This is a genomic window from Paenibacillus solani, from assembly GCF_001277345.1.
Taxonomy (GTDB): domain Bacteria; phylum Bacillota; class Bacilli; order Paenibacillales; family Paenibacillaceae; genus Paenibacillus_AQ; species Paenibacillus_AQ solani.
Map to the genome: position 1 here is coordinate 1 of NZ_LIUT01000002.1, position 24,138 is coordinate 24,138.

Annotated in this window: 8 protein-coding genes and 1 pseudogene; 2 read left to right on the plus strand and 7 right to left on the minus strand. The window is 38.7% G+C overall.

Translation table 11 applies throughout. From position 1 onward, the window contains the following. The 7 genes and pseudogenes from AM231_RS16580 to AM231_RS16605 form a co-directional block, all read right to left on the minus strand. Positions 1 to 299 (minus strand): condensation domain-containing protein (locus AM231_RS16580; protein WP_131724768.1); only part of this gene is annotated, 299 nt, incomplete at its 3' end. A gap of 1 nt (position 300) precedes the next feature. Then, positions 301 to 3,111 (minus strand): annotated as a pseudogene (locus tag AM231_RS30465) (non-ribosomal peptide synthetase); the annotation flags it as partial. Positions 3,112 to 3,122: 11 nt separating this feature from the next. Beyond that, complete coding sequence (locus tag AM231_RS16590; protein ID WP_054403690.1) at positions 3,123 to 20,222, minus strand: non-ribosomal peptide synthetase; 17,100 nt, start codon at positions 20,220 to 20,222, stop codon at positions 3,123 to 3,125. Between the two features lie 128 nt (positions 20,223 to 20,350). Then, positions 20,351 to 20,572: an acyl carrier protein gene (locus AM231_RS16595; protein WP_054403691.1), complete on the minus strand. Its 222-nt coding sequence runs from the start codon at positions 20,570 to 20,572 to the stop codon at positions 20,351 to 20,353. Between the two features lie 59 nt (positions 20,573 to 20,631). Then, positions 20,632 to 20,844 carry an AMP-binding protein gene (locus tag AM231_RS30250; protein WP_082341719.1) on the minus strand — a complete coding sequence of 71 codons (213 nt, stop codon included), beginning with the start codon at positions 20,842 to 20,844 and terminating at the stop codon, positions 20,632 to 20,634. Beyond that, the gene (locus tag AM231_RS30255) at positions 20,817 to 21,137 is read right to left on the minus strand and encodes an AMP-binding protein (protein WP_054403692.1); all 321 of its coding nucleotides are present in this window, start codon (positions 21,135 to 21,137) and stop codon (positions 20,817 to 20,819) included. Before AM231_RS30255 ends, AM231_RS30250 begins: the two co-directional genes overlap by 28 nt. Positions 21,138 to 21,940: 803 nt before the next feature. Further along, entirely contained in the window at positions 21,941 to 22,552 is a 612-nt protein-coding gene (locus AM231_RS16605) for a DUF4352 domain-containing protein (protein WP_054403693.1), read from the minus strand. Positions 22,553 to 22,870: 318 nt separating this feature from the next. Here AM231_RS16605 and AM231_RS16610 point away from each other — a divergent pair, with 318 nt between their 5' ends. Both AM231_RS16610 and AM231_RS16615 read left to right on the plus strand, forming a co-directional pair. Next, positions 22,871 to 23,323: a VOC family protein gene (locus AM231_RS16610; RefSeq protein WP_054403694.1), complete on the plus strand. Its 453-nt coding sequence runs from the start codon at positions 22,871 to 22,873 to the stop codon at positions 23,321 to 23,323. Beyond that, positions 23,320 to 24,099: a DNA alkylation repair protein gene (locus AM231_RS16615; protein WP_054403695.1), complete on the plus strand. Its 780-nt coding sequence runs from the start codon at positions 23,320 to 23,322 to the stop codon at positions 24,097 to 24,099. The genes AM231_RS16610 and AM231_RS16615 overlap by 4 nt, the downstream gene beginning before the upstream one ends. Positions 24,100 to 24,138: the final 39 nt, after the last annotated feature.

The following is a 24,138-nucleotide window of genomic DNA, read 5'->3' on the forward strand; positions in this document are numbered from 1 at the left end:
TCTTTGTATTGGAGTTCAAGTGGTTGTAACTCTTCGCCGTTATACAACCGTGAGAAATCTTCGATTAATAGATTGAGCGTCTGATGATCGGAAATAATATGGTGCATATCAAAGAGTAGAATATATTTGTCTCGATTTCTTTCTTTCACAACTTTAAAACGCATAAGTGGTGCTTTTCCGATGTCAAACGGGCGTACGAATTGCTCCATATCGGCTTCGCTGTAGCTGTCGGTTTCTTCATATTCCACTGGATAGAATACCTCGTCTGCGATGACTTGAAGGGTTTCTCCTTCTGTCATNTCCTTCTGTCATGACAAAACGGGTGCACAGCGACTCATGACGCTGGATCAGGCGATCTATGGCTTGTTGTATTTTTCCCAAGTCAAGATTACCCGTTACTTCTAACGCTGACGCCATGTTATATGCTGTACTACTGCCTTCCATCTGATCCAGAATAAACAATCGTTTCTGTGTAGAGGATGCTGGATAAGCTTCTCTCTGCTCTGCCTGTGGTATTGGACTATATTCGCCTTCTCCCGCAGCCTCAATCTTTCTCGCCAACATGACAGGAGTGGGTGAACTAAATATCTCTTTGACTGGCAAACGTATTCCTGTCTTCTTCTCGATGGCATTAATGGCGGCCGTCGCTTTTAACGAATGTCCACCCAATTCAAAGAAACTGTCCTCTATTCCAATTGGAGACACTCCTAGAATTTCCTCAAATACATCTACGATTGCTTGTTCTGTATTATTACTTGGCGGTACGTATTTCAAGCTTTCTAACATATCTGGCTCTGGCAACCTGGCTTTATCCAGCTTCCCATTTATGGTTAGTGGAGATTCATCAATCTGTATCATAAAGGCAGGAATCATATACTCCGTTACTTCTTCTCTTATCGCTTCTTTAATTTCGGGTATATTTAGTTCCTGACCCTTCTCGGCAACGAGATATGCACAGAGAATTTCATCGTTTCCAACTTCTTTTACAACAACGACAGCATCTGCGATTTTACTCTGTTTTCTTAATACACTTTCAATTTCACCTAACTCTATCCTGTAACCACGGACTTTCACTTGTTCATCTATTCGACCTAAATACTCTATGTTTCCATCTGGCTGCCAACGTGCTAAATCCCCTGTACGGTACAGTTTTCCCTCACCGAAGGGATTTTTAATAAACTTCTTATCTGTCAATTCTGGCTGATTCAAATAACCTCTTGCTAAACCATCTCCTGCAATACACAACTCGCCAGGTATTCCAATCCCGCATAGCTCCATTTCATTTAGAAGATATACCTTTGTGTTTGCAATCGGACGTCCAATGGTAATTGAAGTAGCGTCTGTATTCACTCTATAACTAGTTGCATTTACAGTAGACTCCGTAGGCCCATATGTGTTTAGCACTTCTACTTTTTTCGCCCATTCTTTTAAGCTGTCCAGACTACCTGCCTCTCCACCTGACTCCAGCAAACGAAGTGTCGGTAATGCATCAGCACACAACCCCTCTATTACCTTAGGTGTCAATGAAGCTGTTGTTACATTATTTCGATCTATATATTTTTGTAATTGCTCCATATCATATGTTAAATTTTGGGGCACAATACATAATGCCGCACCATTGCAAAGTGCAGGGAAGATATCACCAACCGCTTGGTCAAAAGATATATTTGCAAATTGCAGCACCGTATCCTTGTCGTTCAGTCCAAATGTTCCCTTATAGGTGACCCACATATTGACCACATTTCGATGTTCAATTAAAACTCCTTTAGGATTTCCAGTTGTACCCGAAGTGTAGATACAATACGCTAAATCATTAGGCCTGTTAACATACAGAAGATTGTCCGTTTCATTAGCATAATGATTCTCATCTTCTAAATCTAATACCGGAATCTCTACCTTCCCTGGCAGCTTATTCTTATACGTCAATACAATCTTTGGACTACTGTCCTCCAGCATATAGCCAATTCTATTATCTGGATATTCCGGATTGATGGGTACATAAGCTCCCCCTGCCTTGATGATTGCTAATATTCCTACAACCATTTCCATGCTGCGCTCTGTAACCAAAGCCACCAGATCGTTTGGAACCACTCCTAAATCCCGAAGAGTACGCGCCAACTGATTTGCTCTCTCATTCAGCTCGGCATAGGTCATCTTTTTATCATCAAATTTGAGCGCAATATTCTCTGCTGTTTTCTCTACCTGATTCTCAAATAAGCTGACAGCTGTTTGTTGGCGAGAGTATTCTACATTCGTTGCATTGAAATCAACCAGTATCTTCTCTTGTTCCCTGATATCAAGCATATGCAAATCTTTAAGCATTTTGTCCGGATGTGTTACTGCTTCCTCAAGCAGCGTTACATAATGCCTTGCCATATATTCAATCGTTTCTTGTTTGAATAAATCTGTGCAATACTCAAAATCAATTTCATACCCTTCTGGCATACATTCAACCAGAACGGATAAGTCAAACTTTGAGACATTTCTTTTAATGAATGCACTTTTTCCGCCCAATAGGCCTTGCACTTCCGTCGGTTTTTTCTTTTCTTTTAATCCGAACATAAAATCAAATATCGGATTTCTTGAGAGGTCTCTCTTTTTCTCTACGGCTTCAACTAAATCTTCAAACTGGTATTCTTGGTTATCATAAGCTTGCAGACACTTCTCCTTCACAGCTAATATCAAATGTTCAAAAGTATCATCAGGACAAACTTCTCCCTTTATTACCAGAGTATTGACAAACATCCCCAGCATACCTTTAGTATCTGCATGAACTCGGCCTGACACGGTTGTTCCTACAATAATATCTTTTTGGCGACTATATTTGGCTAATAATAAAATGAACACAGATAGAGTAACCATAAATTCAGTAGCACCATGCTTAAGGGCTAAATTTTTAACCCCTAAGCTTAATGGCTCTTTTACCTTTGCTACAACATTGGCTCCCCTAAAAGATTGGATTTGAGGACGGAGGAAATCCGTCTTCAAATCTACCCTGGCAATTTCACCGGCGAATTCCCTCTTCCAATATTCTTCCTGTTTGGTGATATCATAAAAATTCTGCCATACGCTGAAATCTTTATACTGGACACGGTTAGAATTTTTATTCATAAGTTCTCCTCTTATTCATGATCAGTTCCATCATTCTCATAAAATTCGTTCACTTGTTGCAGTATAACGGGCAGGCTTTCTCCATCACATATAATGTGATGAATATCAACAAATAGATAGGAGGCTGTTGCTGTCTTCATTAATTTCACACGCATCAACGGTGCTTCGGATAAAACAAACGGTTGTATAAATTTATCGTATTCTGTTTGTATATCTATTGCGTCCACTTCGCTGTAATCTAATAGAACCCTGGCGTCTGGAGAAATCGTCTGAATAGGTTCACCGTCCACAACATGGAAACTGGTTCGCAATATCTCTTCTTGCTTTAACAGCTTATCCAAGGCTTTCTGTAGTCTTTCTTTATCTAGCGGTTCTTCATAAGCATAGACATCCGATACGTTGTAGTTAATGTTAGGACCGGTCATCTCGTCCAGAAGATAGAGTCGTTTCTGAGCTGAACTTGTAGGGTAGTATTCAGCTGCTGAAGCTTGTTCTATTGCCACAAACATCTCGTTCTCGATCGACCCCATATTTTCTGCTATCTGCTCAGGCGTACCAAAAGTGAACACATCTCGAATTGACAGTCTTACTCCTATGGCTTTCTCCAATTCATTACACAAGAGCACTGCTTTCAGTGACGAACCCCCTAGATCAAAGAAACTATCGGTTACACTGATATTTTCAATATCCAGGATGTGTTCAAATGCCTGTACGATCAGAGTTTCACTTTCATTTCGTGGTGCAATATATTCCTTTGACTTATACTCCGGCTGTGGCAATGATGCTCTGTCAAGCTTACCATTACGTGTGAGTGGAATCGCATCAATTGAAATAATATGTGCAGGCACCATGTAATCTGGTAATACTTTATTTAACTTAATCTTTACGTTCTTTTCTTCTATTTCTGTCTCAGCTATTATATAAGCGCACAAGTATTTCTCTTTCTTTTTGTCTTCTCGCACGACTACTATAGCTTCACTTATACCTTCAAGCTCCAATAAACGGCTTTCCACTTCTCTTGGTTCAATACGATACCCTCTAATTTTTGCCTGGTCATCCATACGTCCAATATATTCAATGTTTCCGTTAGGTAACCAACGTGCCAAATCACCTGTCCGATACATCTTTCCGGCTCCAAATGGGTTGTGTACAAACTTCTCGTCTGTCAGGGTCTGTCGATTTAAATAGCCTTGAGATACACCTTCACCCGTTATACATAACTCACCTGGAACTCCAATCCCACAAAGTTCATTTCCATTTAACATGTAAATCTTTGATGTTGGAAGTGCCTTCCCTATGTCACTAATTCCGCTCTCGATGGCTTCAGCATCAATATCACGATAAGTAGCATATACTGTGGTTTCTGTTGGACCGTACATATTTACCAGACGACAATGCCTATTATTCTCATGCCATTTCTTCAAATGTGCTGGATAAAGCGCCTCTCCTGCAAAAATAACATATCGCAAACTATTTATTGTTTGTCCTGTCGTTGCATCGATCAACGCATAAAATGGTGAAGGTACCTGGCATAAGATGGTTACCGCTTCTTTTTGCAGCAGTGCTCCAAATGCATATCCATCTTTTACTGTATCTTCAGAAGGAATTACGAGCTTTGCTCCATTCAATAGACTTCCGAATATTTCCCAAACCGAAACATCAAAACAATAAGAATGGAATTGAACCCAAATATCATCTTCATATAAATCAAGCTTAAACTTGTCATTCTTCAGTAATCGCACTACATTTACATGCTGAACCATAACACCTTTTGGCCAGCCAGTCGTACCCGAGGTATAAATAACATACATTAAATCACTTGATTGATTTACATGGACAAGATTACTGCATTCCATTTCATAATTTGCCTCATCATGAAGATACATGATAGGAATGTCAGCTTCAGGTTCTTTTGTACCGCATAATACGACCTTTGGCTTACAGTCAGTAATGATATAATTAATTCTTTCCTCTGGATAAAATGGATCAACGGGTACGTAAGCTGCTCCAGCTTTTAAAATAGCGTATATGCCCACCACCATCTCCAAACATTTTTCTGTTGAGATAACCACAAAATCGTTTGGTTGAATGTTATAGTCCTTCCGAAGCTTTCTTGCCAGAGCATTCGCCCGTTCATTTAATTGGGCATAGGTCATCTGTTGTCCATTAAATGTGATTGCCACATTATTAGGTATTCTGGCAGCCTGCTCTTCAAGTAACTGCACAATCGTCTTATTATGAGGGTATTCTGCCTCCGTCATATTGAACTCATCCAATATTTTTGCTTCTTCGTACATATCTGTCATGGCAATATCCTGCAGCTTCTTTTCCGGAGACATCAAAACTCCATCAATTAGTGTTAAGAAGTGTTTTGCCATGTACTCGATCGTTTCTGATTTGAATAAGTCTGTAGAATATTCAAAATCGATCTTATAGCCTTCTGAATCGCTTATCATGGTTAAGGTAAGATCAAATTTAGAAATACTTCCATCAACGGATTCCCTCGTTCCAAATTGAATACTATCCGAATAACTCTCTCTCTCATCGTCCTGCAATACAAACATCACATCGAATACGGGGTTTCTTGAGAAATCTCTCTTGACTCCCACTGCTTCAACTAAATCCTCGAACTGATAATCCTTGTTATTGTATGCCTGTAAACATTTCTCTTTTGTACTTAATAATACATCCTCAAATGTATCATCAGAGCCGACATTCCCTTTGATTGCCAGCGTGTTTACAAACATACCCAACATATTTTGGGTATCCGTATGGTTTCGTCCCGATATTGGAGTTCCTACTACAATTTCTTCCTGTCGGCTGTATTTTCCTAACATGGAGAAAAAGGTGGATAACAAAACCATAAACTCAGTTGCACCATACTTCTTCGCTAACTCTTTTACTTTAATACTCGTTTTTTCTTCTACCTGTGTTCGGAAATTAGCACCTCTAAAGCTTTGTTTATGAGGGCGTGGATAATCCATGATTAAATCCAGGACTGGTATATCGCCAGAAAATTCTTTCTTCCAGTACGCTGCCTGTTCTGTTATATCTCTAGCATTTTGCCAAACACAAAAGTCTTTATACTGTACGCGTGGTGTTAATAATTCTCTTCCTTCATATAACTCTTGTATTTTGTAGAGCATAATCGGCATGCTTCCTGCATCACATAAAATATGGTGAATATCCAAAAACAAGTATGAATCATTTGGAGTATTCAGTATTTTTGCACGCATTAGTGGTGCTTTTGACAGGTCAAATGGTTGGACGAAAGTATTATATTCATCTTGGATATACTGTGAATCTGCTGTATTTACTTCACTGTGCTCCAGCACAATTCTTGCATCTGAAGAGATTTTTTGAATTGGCTCACCATTCACTATATGGAAACTTGTTCTCAAAATTTCCTCATGCTCTAATAATTGATCCAATGCTCTCTGAAGTCGCTCATTGTCTGGTTTAACTTTAAGCTTGATTACTAAAGGAATATTATAAGTTGTACCAGGGCCTGTTAGTTGGTCCAAAAGATAAAGTCTCTTTTGAGCTGAGCTTATAGAATAGCTTTCTGCTTCTACTACTTCTGGTATTTCTTCAAACGTATTTACCTTTGAGTTTTTAATGGTTTCTGCAATATTCTTTGGTGTAACTAAATCAAAAACTTCTCTAAGTGGTAACCTTACGCCTGTACTCTTCTCTAATTCATTACACAGCCGGATTACATTAAGCGAGTATCCACCCAAATCAAAGAAATTGTCGTTTACACTTACTCTTTCCATACCAAGTACATGTTCAAATGCCTCGACTACCAATTTCTCCGTCTGGGTCTGTGGTGCCTCATAATCCCTTATCATCTTACTTTCTTCCATATGCTGTTCCGGGTCCGGCAATAATTTACGATCTACTTTACCATTTGCAGAGAGTGGGATCTCATCTACCTGTATGAATTGGGCTGGGACCATATAATCAGGAAGATATTTAGCTAACTCTCTTTTGATTTCTGCCAATTCTACGGTCTCATCGGCAACAATATACCCACACAGCTGTTTCTCTCCATGTGAATCACTATAATCAGCGACGACGGACTGGTGAATATGTGGCAAATGATTGATACAATGTTCTATTTCTCCTAGCTCGACACGATGTCCACGTATCTTAACTTGACTATCTTTTCTTCCCAGGAAGTCTACATATCCTTCCGGACGCATGACACCATAATCACCTGTTTTGTACAGATACCCTAATCTATGGTTGATAAAGGCGGCCTTCGTCTTCTCTTCTTCATTGAGATAACCTACAGCGACTCCTTTTCCACCAATATGCAGTTCTCCTGGAACGCCTACCGGGCATTCTTCTCCGCCTTCATCCAGCACGTAAATTTGTTGATTTTTCAGTGGATAGCCATAAGGGATACTTTTCCACTCCGGCTTCACTTCTGTGATTGGGAAATAGATGGACCATATAGAACCTTCCGTTGCTCCACCTAACCCGATAACTTGTGCTTTTGGCATTCTGGTTTTGATCTTCTCCGGCAAACCAAGCGAAATCCAGTCTCCGCTTAGCATCACAAGACGTAAGCGCTCTGCTGCAGATCGCTGCACTGTGTCTTGTTTTGTGTTTTCCAGATACATATCCATAATTGCCGGTACCGAATTCCATATCGTGATTTCTTCTTCGATCATGATCTGATGAATGCTGGCCACATCTAAGAGATCCGGAATTAATACTAACTGGGCTCCGCTAATGAGTGCTCCAAACATATCATAGACGGATAAATCAAAGCTCATCGAGGATAGGGCAATGATTTTATCTTCGCTGCCTACTTGGAATCTCTCATTCATATCTAATAATGTATTCACGACTGCCTCATGGGTGATTACCACACCCTTAGGATGTCCCGTACTTCCTGACGTATAGATAGCATAGGCTTTGTCCTGCTGGCAGCCTTCTACCGATTCCAAGGCATCATCGTTATAGGTGGACAGGTTCTCCTTTTCATATAAATCCGGATGAATCATGAGCTTGATATCACTATGTTCCACGATATATTCGATTCTTTCCTCAGGATGTTCTGGATTAATAGGAATATAAGCATGGCCGGCTTTTAAAATAGCCACCGTATTTACAATGGTCTCGATTCGTCTTTCTGCCCAAACGCCAATATAAGAATTGTGCGTATAGTTTTGTTCTGCTAAATAGCGGGCGACCTGATTGGATTTTCTCTCCAACTCGCCATAGGTTAAGGTATCCTGTCCTAATTTGACTGCAATCGCATCGGGAGTCTTCTGGCATTGCCGGTCTATTAATCTTTGCAATAAATCCCCTTCATAATCTCCTTGTGTACGATTGTAATCAAGCAGCAGTTTAGAATGTGTCAACGGTAGCGGCATAGATGAAAGATTATGGTCTATAACTTGCTGCAATCGAAGTTGATACGTTTCAAACATGGCACGGATCATATCTTCATCAAGCAAATCCTCCACATAATCCCAAGTCATCATTAATTGTCCGTCGCTTTCCGCAACTTGGAAGTCCAAAAATACTTCAGGGGTCTGATTTATTCCATATTTCGATTCTCCCCTACTACCTATATTGGCATTGAAAGAACCCGCTTCGTCACGAAGCATGCTTGTAAATATAATTGGCATGATAGCTTGAGCTTCTTGACCACGGTTTTCAGCCAGATCACGCAGGAAATCAACCCCACTGTAAAATCTGTGGTTTAACGCTTCAAATAACCGATTCTGAATCTCGGTAGTTCTTTCCCAAAATTGTCTGTGAGATGATAAATCGATATCTAACAACAATTTTTGTACAAAATCCCCCATCAGAGACATTCCATCTTGATGAAAAGGCTGATTACTAAACAGATTTAAGCTAAGAGCCATATTGGATTGATTGCTCCATTTAAATAGAACTTCCGCATATATTGTGCACAATAACGCAGATGGTGCAATTCGGTTATCCAAAGCTTTGTTTCTCACAATCGCCCAGTCTTTTGCAGAAATTTTCGTTTCTAAACGTTTTACTGTTGCGTTGTTTACAGCATTTCCATTAGGAAGAAGCGGTAACTGTGGTGCATATGGGAAATTCTCTACTTTGCTCTTCCAATAAGCCTGATCTCTTTGATGCAATGCATGCATCAAATCTGAAACTTGCTGTGCCAAATGATTGGCAGGATTGTCAGGCTCTGCTTGGGTCGAACCTTTCTCCTCTTTCTTAACATCCTCTTTCTTAAGTAGCTTTTGCAAATGATCTTCTGGATGCTTTACAACTTCTGAAAGCAATGAAACATAATCATCCACCATTTGCTCTATCGTTTCCTGTTTAAATAAATCTGTCGAATACTCTAAATTGACCACATAACCCTCTGATGTGTGTATTACCATTAAATTCAGATCAAACTTGGCTACTTTTCCTTCCATTGGTACCCATGTTCCACTCATAATGCTCTTTGAACCAGACATAATTTCACTCTCTGGCATCATAAACATTACATCAAATAATGGATTTCTTGATAAATCTCTCTTTACATCTACTGCCTCAACCAAGTCTTCATATTGGAAGTCCTGATTATCGTACGCACGAAGACATTTTTCTTTTACTCCTAGCAGTACTTGTTCAAAACTCTCCTCTTGTTTCACATTTCCTTTGATAGCCAAGGAGTTTACAAACATCCCCAGCATTTCTTGTGTATCAACATGGGTTCTGCCTGATACAGGAGTTCCGACGACAAGTTCTTCCTGTTGACTGTATTTGCTCAATAGAAGCATAAAGGTTGATAACATAACCATGAATTCTGTAGCACCGTGCTTCTTCGCTAATTCTTTTATTTCCATAAAAACTGGTTCTTCAATCTTAGTTTTTACGTCGGCACCATTGAAGCTCTTTTTCTTAGGACGTTGGAAATCTGTATTCAAATTTAATATTGGTACTTCGCCTGAGAACTCGTTCTTCCAATATGCTGCCTGTTCCGTAATATCCTGAGTCATTTGCCAAGCAGAGAAATCTTTATAATGAACCCTCGGCATTGGTAGGGTATGTCCTTCATATAACTCACTTATCCAGTTCATCATAATAGGCAGACTTTCTCCATCAGAAACAATATGATGAATATCCAGCATCAAGTATGATGCTTGTGGCGTCTGTAATAACTTAACCCGCATCAAAGGTGCTTTCGATAAATCAAATGGGCGCACAAAGCTATCATATTCAGCTTGAATATCCAGTGTATCTGCTTCTTTGTACTCTAATACGACTCTCGCATCTGGTTGAATTACTTGAACTGGCTCTCCATTAATAAGATGGAAGCTCGTTCTCAATACTTCTTCTCTTTCTAAGAGCTTATCTAATGCTCCCTGCAGCTGCTCTTTATCCAGAGTTTTTTCATATTTTATGACATTCGAGATGTTATAGGAAATACTAGGACCTACTATCTCATTGAGAAGATAAAGGCGCTTTTGAACAGAGCTCATAGGATAGAACTCTTCTTTAGCTATTTTCGGTATTTCCGAAAAACGATCATGCTGTAAACTTCCAAGTCTTTCTGCAATACGTTTTGGTGTAGATAAAGCAAATATTTCACTAAGCTGAAGTTTTATACCGATGGTCTTTTCTAATTCATTACACAATAATGTAACTTTCAGTGAATGACCACCCAAGTCAAAAAAGCTATCATTGACACTAATTCCTGTTACGCCAAGAATTTTCTCAAATGCTTCAACTACTAACTTCTCTTCACTATTTGTTGGGGCTACATATTCCTTAACCTTGTATTCTGGTTCTGGCAGTGCTGCTTTGTTCAGCTTTCCATTATGACTTAACGGAATTTGGTCAATACGAATAATATATAAAGGAACCATATATTCTGGTAACTTCTTGCGTAACTCATTCTTGATCTTATCTTCGTCTAATTCTCCTACTTCTGTATGAGCAACTACATAAGCACACAGATATTGTTCTCCTTGCTTGTCTTGTCGTACTACAACGGCTGCTCCACTAACTCCTTCGAGTTCCATCAAAGTACTTTCAATTTCTCCTGGTTCGATTCTGGAACCTCTTATTTTAAACTGATCATCTATACGACCAAGGTACTCGATCGTGCCATCCGGCATCCACCGTGCCAAATCCCCTGTTTTATACATCATTCCTGAACCAAAAGGGTTTTTAATAAATTTCTGTGCTGTCAATTCTTCACGGTTCAAGTATCCACGCGACACACTTTCTCCTGCAATGCATAATTCCCCTGGTACGCCTATCCCAGCTATGATTTCATTAGATAATATATGAATTTGTGTATTACTAATAGGCTTACCAATCCATACCTTATCTACATTCAAGTCTGCTGGACAATGATATCCGCTAGAGTTAACTGTAGTTTCTGCTGGACCATAAAGATTCAGTAGTTCTGCGCTTACCTGTCCTTTTTCCCTTAATTGATTGTAATGTCTCACACTTTCTGCATTCAGTTTCTCACCAATATTAATGATATAACGCAGTGTATTTATTCCCTCTTTGCTCGTATCTAGTTCCTCTAAGAACATATTGAACATGGAAGGAACGAACTGGACTGCAGTTACTTTATAATCCTGAATGACCTTGATGATCTTATCACTTTGACTTTCTTCTCCTTGTTGCAAAATAACAAGTTTACCACCCTCTAACATCCACCAAAATACTTCCCAGGCAAAAACATCGAATGCACAAGTGGTCTTCATCAAAAGAGATTCACCCTCATGTAATGGATATTCTCTTTGCGTCCACATCTGCTGATTGACTATATTCTGATGCTCTACCATAACCCCTTTTGGTTTTCCTGTTGTACCCGATGTATAAACCAGGTAAATAAGATCATGAGGAGTATTCACATGTTCTGGATTCTCCGCACTTTCCTCATAATTGCTTGCACTATATAAGTCAACAACCTTTTCAGGAGCAATATTATACTGTCCACGACCAATTAAAACCGCCTTCGGCTGGCTATCTTCCAATATATACTCGATGCGTTCTTCTGGATAAAACGGGTCAATGGGTACATATGCTGCACCCGACTTCAGGATGGCATATAATCCGACCACCATCTCTAAACTTCTTTCTGCTATGATGGCAACAAAATCATCAGGCTTGACATGGTATTCCCGTCGTAACTTTAACGCAAGTTTATTCGCACGGGCATTTAGTTCAGCGTAAGTCAATTTCTCATTCCCGAATACAACGGCTGTATTATGAGGTGTTCTTGCTACTTGTTCTTCAAATAATTGGACAATGGTCTTGTCTCTTGGATAGTCACTGTCCGTTGCGTTAAACTGTACTAACTCTTTCATTTCTTCTGCTTCAGTTGTCATGCCTAATTCGTTTAATTTCATGTGTGGTGCCGCAATTGCTTGTTCCATAAGTCTTTGCAGATGGGAACCGATAATGTTTATCTCTTCCTTGTTATATAACTTTGTACTGAATAGAATTCTAAAATGGATACGATCACTCTTAAATGCTGTCATTCCCAAGTCATACCCGATTTGTTCGCGGTAATATTCAGATTCCACATTTAATTTGCCATCAATATTGATACTTGTTCCTTGATAGCCTTCAAAGAAGAATAAGGTTCCAATTAGATTCCTTCCTAATAAAGTACGATTCTGTATTTCTGCTAAAGGAAGAAAATCGTGTTCATTTGCAGCAATTGCTTGGTCCTGTAATGATTTCAACAAATCGGCAAATGTGTCTTCATTTGTTGCCGATATACGTACAGGTATTGTATTGATAAATAAACCAACGATTTCTTCAATACCTTCAATCTCTGCATTTCTGCCCGATACAACTTTTCCAAAAACGACATCATTGGTTGAGTTGTATTTTTCCAATAAAACTCCCCAACAAGCTTCTACTAGCGTGTTCAATGTGACATCATACTGGGCACATATCGCTTCTGCTTGTTCGGTTACCTCCAGGCTTAACTTAAACTCTTGGCTCTGACTCTCTTCGTCTGTTTCTTCTGGACGACCCATAGGTAGAATATCAGCCCTTGTCTCATATCCTTGAAGAAGATCTCCCCAATATTTAAGGCTCGGCTCTTTATCTTTTTCATGTATATAATCTACAAATTTTTCATAGCTGCCCATTTTATTAGAAGCAGTATTATGAGATGTTTTTAATTGTTCCTCGTCCGCTGCCATATACGCATTAAACAAATCTCTACGCAAAATAGGTAAACACCAACCATCTAGAATAATATGATGGTTCGTCATGATCAATCGATATCCACTATCGTTTATTTTTATCAGGTTCATACGAACTAATGTATCTTCTTCTAAATCAAATCCACGTTTTACATCTTGTTCCTTCAAATCAAGATAATCGGATTCATTATCTACTTCCATATAATTGAATTCCGGCGTTCTTTCTTTCAATAAAACCTGTCTTGGCACACTTACTCCCCGATAACAGATCTTCGTACGTAAAATATCATGCTGTGTTGCTAGATATTCAAAAGCTTTGTGCATCTTCTCTACATCTACTTCTGCCAATCGCAGCGTCTGCTGAACAACATACTTCGTAGAGGATTCATCCAAAAGCTTCTCATAGAGCATTCCCTCTTGCACAGGAGCCAATGGATAGATACGTTGAATTTCTTCGCCGCGAATTTTGGCAGCTTCCTGTACATAACAAAATTCGCTATCTTTCCATACGCTCTCACCAAAATCACTTGCCGTTGATTCACTCTTCTGTGCGTAGGAGCAATGTTCTGCGACTGCTATCAGTTCTTCTTCATATGCTCTTCCTATTTGCTCAATTCTCTCAGCCAAATAACGACTGCTGTTGCAGGTTACTGTCATAGATAAACTACCTTTTTGCACATGACCTATGACATTAATGGATGGTCCAAATTGATTACGAGGATTCGTATCCTGTCCATAACCTAGTTGTGAAAACTCGAAATAGGAATCGCCAGATTCTTTCTTTGTCCCTAGTTCTCCAAGATAATTAAATGATATATCTGGTGCCACTTCCACATCCATTTCTTCTGAATTCACCATGTCTGTATTCTTTATGAGGCCATATTCAATTCCATGTGCTGGCACACGTCGCAATATCTCTTTCGTATTTCGAATATCCTGAGCCATATCAGTGCCTAACTCTTCTAATACTACGGGATATATACTAGTGAACCATCCTATTGTCCTGCCTAAATCAAAAGAGCCTACTGTTTCTTCACGACCATGTCCTTCCATCTGTATAGCGAGCGTTCTCTGACCTGTTACTTTGTTTACCGCACGTCCTAGTGCTGTTACAAGCAAGTCATTAATCTCCGTATTATAGGCATGTGCACTTTCTTTTAATAACTTTTCTGTGATAGTGGTATTAAGACATGCCACGGCTGTCTTTGGTTCGAATTTATCATCAGTGTTATCTTCTTTTAACTTACCATCAACCAATTTATTTTCCATTTCTGACCAGTAAGCTACCCTTCTCTTTAACTTTTCACTCTGGCTGTAATGAGCTAATCCTTCGCTCCATACTTTAAAGGAAACGGTTTTAGCTGGGAATGTTATCTCTTTCTGATTTAAAGCTTGAGAGTAGCCCTTCTCCAAATCCTCACTTAAAATTCGCCAGGAAATCACATCCATTATCATATGATGAGCTAGCAACATCATATAATCTTGCTCCGGCGTACTAAATAAAACAGCCTGCAATAATGGGCCTTCCGCCAAATCCATCTTTACTTTCGTGGTCTTAATTTTTTCCTGAATTTCTTCAGATTCACATGCTATTTTTGTAATGCCGTACCATTTCTTATCTTCTACTTTCCCTATAATCTGTTTCTTATCTTTGTACGTAGCTCTCAACATATCATGATGCTGCACTAACGCAGATAACGCTTTTTGTAGTGCCTGGACGTCTAGTTTTTCACGAACTTTAAACACTTGGCATACATTAAAATGCTCAGGGTCCATCATATTTTGTGCGAAGAAGTAGTTTTGAATGGGTGTCAGTGAAATTTCACCACTTATTTCTCCTTGCTCCGCAGGTATAATTTCTTTTTTTGTGGATAAATTCATGGCTATCAGCTTTGGTGTTCTCTCCATCAAAAGATTCCGCATGGAGCTATCGTATCCAGCTTCTCTTATCTTGTTTAGAATATGGATAGCCTTAATGGAGTCTCCACCCAGATCAAAGAAATTGTCGTTTACACTTACTCTTTCCATACCAAGTACATATTCAAATGCCTCTACTACCAATTTCTCCGTCTGAGTCTGTGGTGCCTCATAACCCCTTATCATCTTACTTTCTTCAATATGCTGTTCCAGGTTCGGCAATAATTTACGATCTACTTTACCATTTGCAGATAGTGGGATCTCATCTACCTGTATGAATTGGGCCGGGATCATGTAATCAGGCAGATATTTGGCTAACTCTCTTTTGATTTCTGCCAATCCTACTGTCTCATCTGCAACAATATACCCACACAGCTGCTTCTCTCCATGTGAATCACTATAATCAGCGACTACGGACTGGTGAATATGTGGCAAATGATTGATACAGTGTTCTATTTCTCCTAGTTCTACACGATGTCCACGTATTTTAACTTGACTATCTTTTCTTCCCAGGAAATCTATATATCCTTCCGGACGCATGACACCATAATCACCTGTTTTGTACAGATACCCTAATCTATGGTTGATAAAGGCGGCTTTCGTCTTCTCTTCTTCATTGAGATAACCTACGGCGACCCCTTTTCCACCAATATGCAGTTCTCCTGGAACGCCTACCGGGCATTCTTCTCCACCTTCATCCAGCACATAAATTTGTTGATTTTTCAATGGATAGCCATAAGGAATGCTTTTCCACTCTGGCTTCACTTCTGTGATTGGATAATATATGGACCATATAGAGCCTTCTGTTGCTCCACCTAACCCGATGACTTGTGCTTTTGGCATTCTGGTTTTGATTTTCTCCGGCAAACCAAGAGAAATCCAGTCTCCACTTAGCATCACAAGACGTAAGCGCTCTGCTGCAGATCGCTGCACTGTATCTTGTTTTGTGCTCTCCAGATACATATCCATGATTGCCGGAACCGAATTCCATATCGTGATTTCTTCTTCGATCATAATCTGATGAATGCTGGCCACATCTAAGAGATCCGGAATTAATACTAACTGGGCTCCGCTAATAAGCGCTCCAAACATATCATAGACGGATAAATCAAAGCTCATCGAGGATAGGGCAATGATTTTATCTTCGCTGCCTACTTGGAATTTCTCATTCATATCTAATAATGTATTCACGACTGCTTCATGGGTGATCACAACACCCTTAGGATGTCCCGTACTTCCTGACGTATAGATAGCATAGGCTTTATCCTGCTGGCAGCCCTCTAACGATTCTAAGGCGCCATCATTATAGGTGGACAGGTTCTCTTTTTCATATAAATCCGGATGAATCGTGAGCTTGATATCACTATGTTCCACGATATATTCTATTCTTTCCTCAGGATGCTCCGGATTCACAGGAATATAAGCATGGCCGGCTTTTAAAATAGCCACCGTATTTACAATGGTCTCGATTCGTCTCTCTGCCCAAACGCCAATATAAGAATTGTGCGCATAGTTTTGTTCTGCTAAATAGCGAGCGACCTGATTGGATTTTCTCTCCAACTCGCCATAGGTTAAGGTATCCTCTCCTAATTTGACTGCAATCGCATCGGGAGTCTTCTGGCACTGCTGGTCTATTAATCTTTGCAGTAAATCCCCTTCATAATCTCCTTGTGTACGATTGTAATCAAGCAGTAGTTCAGACTGTGTTACAGGCAGGGGCATAGCTGAAAGATTATGGTCTATAACTTGCTGTAATCGAAGTTGATACGTTTCAAACATGGCACGGATCATATCTTCATCAAACAAATCTTTCGCATAATCCCAAGTCATCATTAATTGTCCGTCTCTTTCCGTGACTTGGAAGTCTAAAAATACTTGAGGGGTCTGGCTTATTCCGTAATTTATTTTTCCTAATTTCGGCAAAATATCTGTAAATTCCGATTTATCGAATAACATACTAGTAAATACAATTGGCATAATCGCTTTACTAGTCATTTCTCTTTTACTTGCAATATTTCGTATAACATCAACACCACTATAAAAACGATGGTCTACTGCTTCAAATAATATATCTTGAACCATAGATGCTCTCTCCCAAAAAGCACTATGGACAGACAAATCAATATCTAGCAGTAAAACTGATGTAAAATCTCCAATCAGCTTCATTACGTCTGGATGAAAGGACTGTCGATTAAATAAGGTTAAATTAAGTGCCATTCTGGATTGATTGCTCCATTTGCACAGAACTTCTGCATAAATTGTACATAAGAATACAGATGGTGTTACACCATACTGAGCTGCCAGGCCTTTCACAATATTCCATTGATCAGTTGTCAGACTCTTCTCCATTCGCTGAAATATTGGTTTCTCTATGAATTCTGGCTCACAAACTAATGGTAGCTGAGGTGCATATGGAAAATCTTCTATTTTGGCTTGCCAATAGTCTTGAGCTTTTTGATAGGCGGAAGATTCACGAAAGCTCTCCAATGCCCTTACATAATCTGAAAATTGGAATGTTAAGGGTTTAATCTCCATATTCGGTTTCTCATAATAATCCATTATCTCTTGTATTAAAATTAATAAACTGCCTCCATCAGCAATTAATAAGTCAATATCCAGGAAGAGGTAATTCTTTTTCTCACCAAGAATAAATGCAGACAACTCAAATAATGGCCAATGATCTTGTTGGAAAACAAAATGTGACCTCTGATTTCTTTTTTCCAATATACGTTTTTGTTGAGCCTCTAAAGACAAGTCTTGTAAATCTTCAATACAAATCTCATAAGAAGAAGCAGAACGTCGAACTTTTTGCATTCCTGTATCATCAAAAATAGTACGTAGCATAAGCTGACGCTCTAAAACATGATTCAATGCATCGTTTAAGCGTTTAATATCTAATTCTGTTTCAAACTCATAATAGGCATGTGTGGAGACATTACCCATTTCCATAATATTTTGTCTTCCAACTAAATAGGCTCCTTGTATTTCTGTTACCGGAAACGGCTCATACCACATATCTTTATTCCCTGTTAATTCAGATGTATTGACATCCTCTACCTGTAGTTGTTCCTCAACCATCGTAATTATTTGTTCCAGGGTAGACATTTTGAAAAGGCTTACAATGGGGATTTCGACTTGAAATTGTTGATTTATTTCATCCTGGAAACGAATCAACGTTAACGAACTAACTCCCATCCGAGAAATCGTATCGTCTACTTTCAAAGAAGGGATAGAGAATACTTCTTTTGCAATTTCAACGATTTGATTTTCAATCTCCGTTTTGTTCCATGCTGGCTTCTTTGCAGATTCCTTGATACTCTGATAAGAATATGGAGCTATTGCGATAACTTCATCAAACTCATGATTCTCAAATCGCTCTATTAAAAGAAAACGTTGCACCTTTCCACTTGTTGTTTTCGGTATCGTTTTTATTGGAATTACATAATCTGCAGCTATTCCAACCCGTTCTAATACCATATCCTGCACTTGATGGGCAAGTGGCAAAAATGCCTTGGCATCTTTTCGATTATGTACAAATACTATAATTTCATCCCTGATAGATGACGGATTGCGAACACCACACACAACGACTTGAGACAATTCTGGGATCGCCAATGTTAACATATTTTCTATATCACTAGCATAATAATTCTGACCATTTACAAACAGAATATCCTTCTTTCTGCCCATTACAATTAGTTCTCCATTGCGTAAAAACCCTAAATCTCCTGTATGGAAGAAGCCCTGCTCACTAAAAGGGGAACTATCATGATTCATATATCCCTCAAATACATTTTTCCCTTTGATCACTATATTGCCTATGTAATTTTCCCTTAAGATGTGGTCTTCATCATCTACAATCAATATTTCTAATTCATATAATGGTTCTCCTACTATGGCAAACTCTGCTGCATTTGGCTCATTCGTTTCTATATATTCCACTTCTTGACCAGTACGAGCTTTATGACGGTTAATACACACACTTCTATTATGTCCTTCTTCAGGAATAGTAACAGCCAAACTGGCTTCTGCCATACCATAGACTTGATGGATCGTATTTTCACGCAAGCCAGAAGACGAAAATTTTTCATAAAATCGTCTAATGGTATCCATTGATATTGGTTCTGCACCACACATTATATTCCGCACACTAGATAAATCAATATGTTCTAAATGTGAATCCTTTACAGTCTTCATCATCCAGTCTAATCCAAAATTTGGACTTACAAGCACCGTTGCTTTTAATTGCGCACATTTTTGAAGATATAGCCAAGATTTCTTTAAAAATGTACCGGAGTTTAGAAGGAAATGAGATATACCCGCAAATATCGGAGTTAAATGATAACCGATCAAGCCCATATCATGTGTCAATGGTAACCAACTAGCCATGAGATCATTATTGTCTAGTTTCATACGATCTACTATCTGTGCCAAATTATAAACTAGATTTTCATGTGTTAATTTTACTCCTTTGGGGTTACCCGTGCTGCCAGACGAATATTGTATATACGCTAAGTCCTGACAATCTACTGTAACGCATTGCCCCTCTTCCATATTACATGCTAAGGTTTCATACTCTAAATATTTCAAATTAATGGCTTCATAACTTTCTCTAAACGTATTTAAATTTCTTTCATCCGTAATTATCCACGCATTCGACAACTGCTCGCTTACTTTCACCAACTTTTTGAAAGCTTCAGTGTCAGGCGATGCAATTAGCGGTACAGACAGAGGGACGGGTATCATACCTCCTAAAATACAACCCCAAAACAACCTTATAAAGAATAGATTATTGTTTGTCTGAAAGATAATATAAGAGCCTTTCTGAAATCCCTGCTTTTGCAGTGCCCCTAAAATGCATTTGGCATTATAATAAAGACTTTCATAAGACTCAAACAATTCAGAGCCATCGGATTGAGTAAAGTAAACTCCCTTTGATTTCTCATTAGCATAATTTCCAAGTAATTGGCCCAGTGTTATATTAACTCCATCCTCTAATACTGATTTTGTAAAAGGTTTCATAGTGTACCTCCCAAAAAATTATGTTTTTATGCTACGATATTATCTTTATTACAATTGATGCAACGTCTTGATCTTGCCTCTTAATATTAAAATTTATGTTGAGAATTATTTATGTATATTAGCAATGGTTAATAGCAATTTTTATCCAGGTAATCCATAATGTCTTGCACCACTACCAATTCACTAATCGCTCTTTCTGAAACTTCCACATTAAACTCCTCTTCAATCCTTGAAACTAGAGAAAAAACATCTATCGAATCTACTTCCAGATCAGCTACTAATGCCGCATCCTTAGAAATTGGTTTGTTATTCTTCACATAACCCTGCAGTATTGTTGTTGATTTCTCCATCATTTTCCTCCTTTGATCATTTTGTAAAGTTTCTTATAATTTTCTTCGTTGTCGTCACTTCATGAATCCTTGTTAAGCATACATAGTATACTTGTTGTAAATGCAAAGGTATGGTGCAGTGGCAATACTAGCATCGATGATTCTGTAACCAGTAGATTTTGACAAGCTCCCGCTACATTAGATGCTAAGTTTCTGTTGCTAAGCATAACCCCCTTTGGTTTTCCCGTTGTTCCAGAAGTATAGATTATTGTACATAGCTGGTCAGGATGAATCTCATTGTATCTTTCATATTAAAATAACAGCGTATCTTTGTATTAAGCGTTTGCAGTTCCTCTGCCATATCGCAGTAATCATTCGAATATACCAATGCTTCAACGCCACTATTCTCTGTAATACTGTATATTTCTTGAATGGGCATATCTTTGTCAATTGGAACCACGACATTGCTTCCAATAACCGTTGCAAAATAGCTAACAATCCATTCATAACTATTTTCGCCAATGACGGCAATCTTGCTATTTTCAAAACATGGGTATAAAAAAAGAGCCCCAATTAATAATGTCATCTTGAAACTCTTGATAGGTCTTTGTTACATATTCTTTTTTCTGAAAAAATCTAATGCCACATGACTTGGATTATTACTCACCTGATTTCTTACTAAATCCTTTAAATCCGTGGGTATATATGGTTCATACTTCGGTTTAATATACAATTTACGACATAATTATCTTCCAACTTCTGACTAAAAAATCAAATAAATTATTTAAATTACCTTTAATATCAAAATAAAACATAATCATCTATAAATCTATTATATTCCATTTCAAGATCATATCAACAATAACCTTAAATTTTTCAATTTCTAAGGGCATGGTCTAAATCCACCGCCTTTAGCCTTCAGAAAACTGGAAACACTTTCACTAAAGAGGCGAGAGTATGGAAGAATACCAAAAAAATCCTTGCGATCTATGAGATCAAATACCATGTCATCTGGGTAACAATAAGACAAAAAAAGGATACCTGCACTCTGATCCGCGTGGAAACCCGAAATATCTAACAATCGCTCTAGCGACATCGGATTACGATAATAACTGCGGAACAATTGAAGCACTTCTTTGACCGTAAGTCCATCTGGTTTATACTAACCTCCGCTAATTTCTTCTTCGTTACTTGTTGTCCTTATTATATTGAAAAAGCGCGAGACTCAATTAATGTGGGTTGTCACAAGCCGGATATGACAAATGTCAGAAAAAAAGAAAGCAAAAAAAGAAGGACCTGTAGGCCCTTCTTTTTTGAAACTAAAAAACCGAAAGCCTTGGGAGAAATCCCTTACGCTTGCGGTTTATTTCATACTAGTGGCAACTTCAGCTATCTTAAATTGATTGTGGCCTTGTCCTTATCATCTTCAAGCTTAAGAATCAAACTATCTTCTGATGTAGCTACCGTGTCAGGTACTTCCATTACAACAAATCCGGTTTTTGAAGATAGCGGCTTAATACTCTCATTGCTAAGATCTTTATCTATCATAGTGATCGTATATTTATACTCATATTTGTCCTGGAAAACCGCCTTCATATCAACTCCGCCAATCATTGACGTAAAGTTGTCAGCTTCCGTTCCTTCATTAGTAACCGTATAATTTAAAATCAAAAACTTATTGCCCTCATCTGCACTAGAAGAAAAGTATTCATCACTGATTTTTTTATTGAATTCAAAAGAGTCCAGCACAACTTCCCAATCGCCCAATTTAAACTTGTCTCCAGTTTTGTAAGCAACTTCTTTCGGCGCTTCTGGCTCCTTAGCCGGTTCTTCTGCAACAGCTTCACCTGTTTGCTCCTTATTTGCGTTCGCCTCAGTGCCTTGATCCTTTACAGCAGCATTAGCATTCTGCGTTCCTGTTGATGTAGAGGCAGCATCTCCACATGCAGTAACCAATAATAACAATGCTACCAATAAAATTCCCAAACTAGCCTTTCTCAAAACCTCTCCCCCTTTTTCTACATATTACCACATATTACGTGTTTTTTGGTTCCTAAGTTTCATTTTATTCAATAATTTTCCTTTCTTTTGTCCTAAATTTGTGTAATACATTAACTTAATTTTTCCACACTCCCTGGTTTTATCAAAAATAAGGAATTGCTCTAATGCTATGTGGAAGAGAATATGTCACATATGGACCAAGGAACCATAGGGGTCTTTATTTATTATGTATCTATTTGATTATTCTACGCATATTTACATACATACTGTATGTATGTTATTATGGGCCCATATTAAGAATAAAGGGGATGTTTACCAATGATCACTACAAGCTTCTACCCTGTTATATTGACGGAGAAGGTTGCCTTGAGTGCAACGTTTTACACAACCTATTTTCAATTTGAAAAGGTATATGAAGCCGATTGGTACGTGAGCCTTAGATTGACTAATGGTAACTCCCCTTATGAGTTAGCTCTCTTGGATGCATCGCACCCTACCATACCCTCTGTTTACCAAAAAAGAGTCCAAGGTTTGATTCTAAATTTTGAAGTAGATGATGTGGATTCAGAGTATAAGAGACTTATTCTGGATGAGAAGCTGCCCTTGCAGCTCGATATTCGCAGCGAAGAATTTGGGCAGAGACATTTCATAACCAGCGATCCGAATGGTGTATTAATTGATATCATACAGATTATCCCTCCCTCAGAAACTGAAAGTGCTAATTATGTAGAGCAGATATGGGTGAGTAATAACAATGGTGAAATGGAATGAGTACTACGGTACAATTAAAGCATTATTTTAATGGAGAGTTAGCTGTTTGTCTTTCTAGTTTGATCAGCCCGTACTATCCTGACTTCCCTGTAGAAATATTCGTCGAATCCGTTATTAAAAGGGTAGCACCACTTGAATTAAAACAACGAGTCGCCGTAATAACCGATCAATTAAGACAAGCACTGCCCTCTGACTATTCGGCAGCCATGAATATCCTATTAAATATTCTTGGGCCGGAGAACGAAACCGAAGAGGGAATGTTCAACAATGGATACTTTCTAATGCCTGTTGCCTATTTCGTTGAAAAATATGGATTAAAGCACTTCGAGATTTCCATGCATGCTATGTATGAGATCACCAAAAGACATACATCCGAATATGCCATCCGTCCTTATCTTGAAGTTCACCTTGAAGATACTTTAGATCAGCTTAATCAATGGTCGTGTGATGCTAACCCTCATGTCCGCCGTTTAGTCAGTGAAGGAACCCGCCCACGTCTTCCCTGGGCAAAACGAATCCACGTCATCAAGGGAGACCCTGCGAATAATCTTGCCTTGCTGGAGCCCTTGTGGGATGATCCTTCCTTCTATGTAAGGAAATCTGTAGCTAACCATTTGAATGATTTAACGAAAGATTATAAGGAAGTCACACTCAACTGGCTACATCACCGATTGGAATGTGAAGGGCAGCATCGCACTTGGATGGTTCGTCATTCGCTGCGATCATTAACGAAATCAGGAGATCCAGCGGCAATGGCAATTTTGGAGAAATTTTGAAGACAGTCTGATTCATGGATAAGTAGAGATCGAGACAGG

Coding starts and splice junctions, on each gene's coding strand:
- AM231_RS16590 (WP_054403690.1), bottom strand. CDS start 20,222: ATGAAACCTTTTACAAAATCAGTATTAGAGGATGGAGTTAATATAACA.
- AM231_RS16595 (WP_054403691.1), bottom strand. CDS start 20,572: ATGGAGAAATCAACAACAATACTGCAGGGTTATGTGAAGAATAACAAA.
- AM231_RS30255 (WP_054403692.1), bottom strand. CDS start 21,137: ATGACATTATTAATTGGGGCTCTTTTTTTATACCCATGTTTTGAAAAT.
- AM231_RS16610 (WP_054403694.1), top strand. CDS start 22,871: ATGATCACTACAAGCTTCTACCCTGTTATATTGACGGAGAAGGTTGCC.
- AM231_RS16615 (WP_054403695.1), top strand. CDS start 23,320: ATGAGTACTACGGTACAATTAAAGCATTATTTTAATGGAGAGTTAGCT.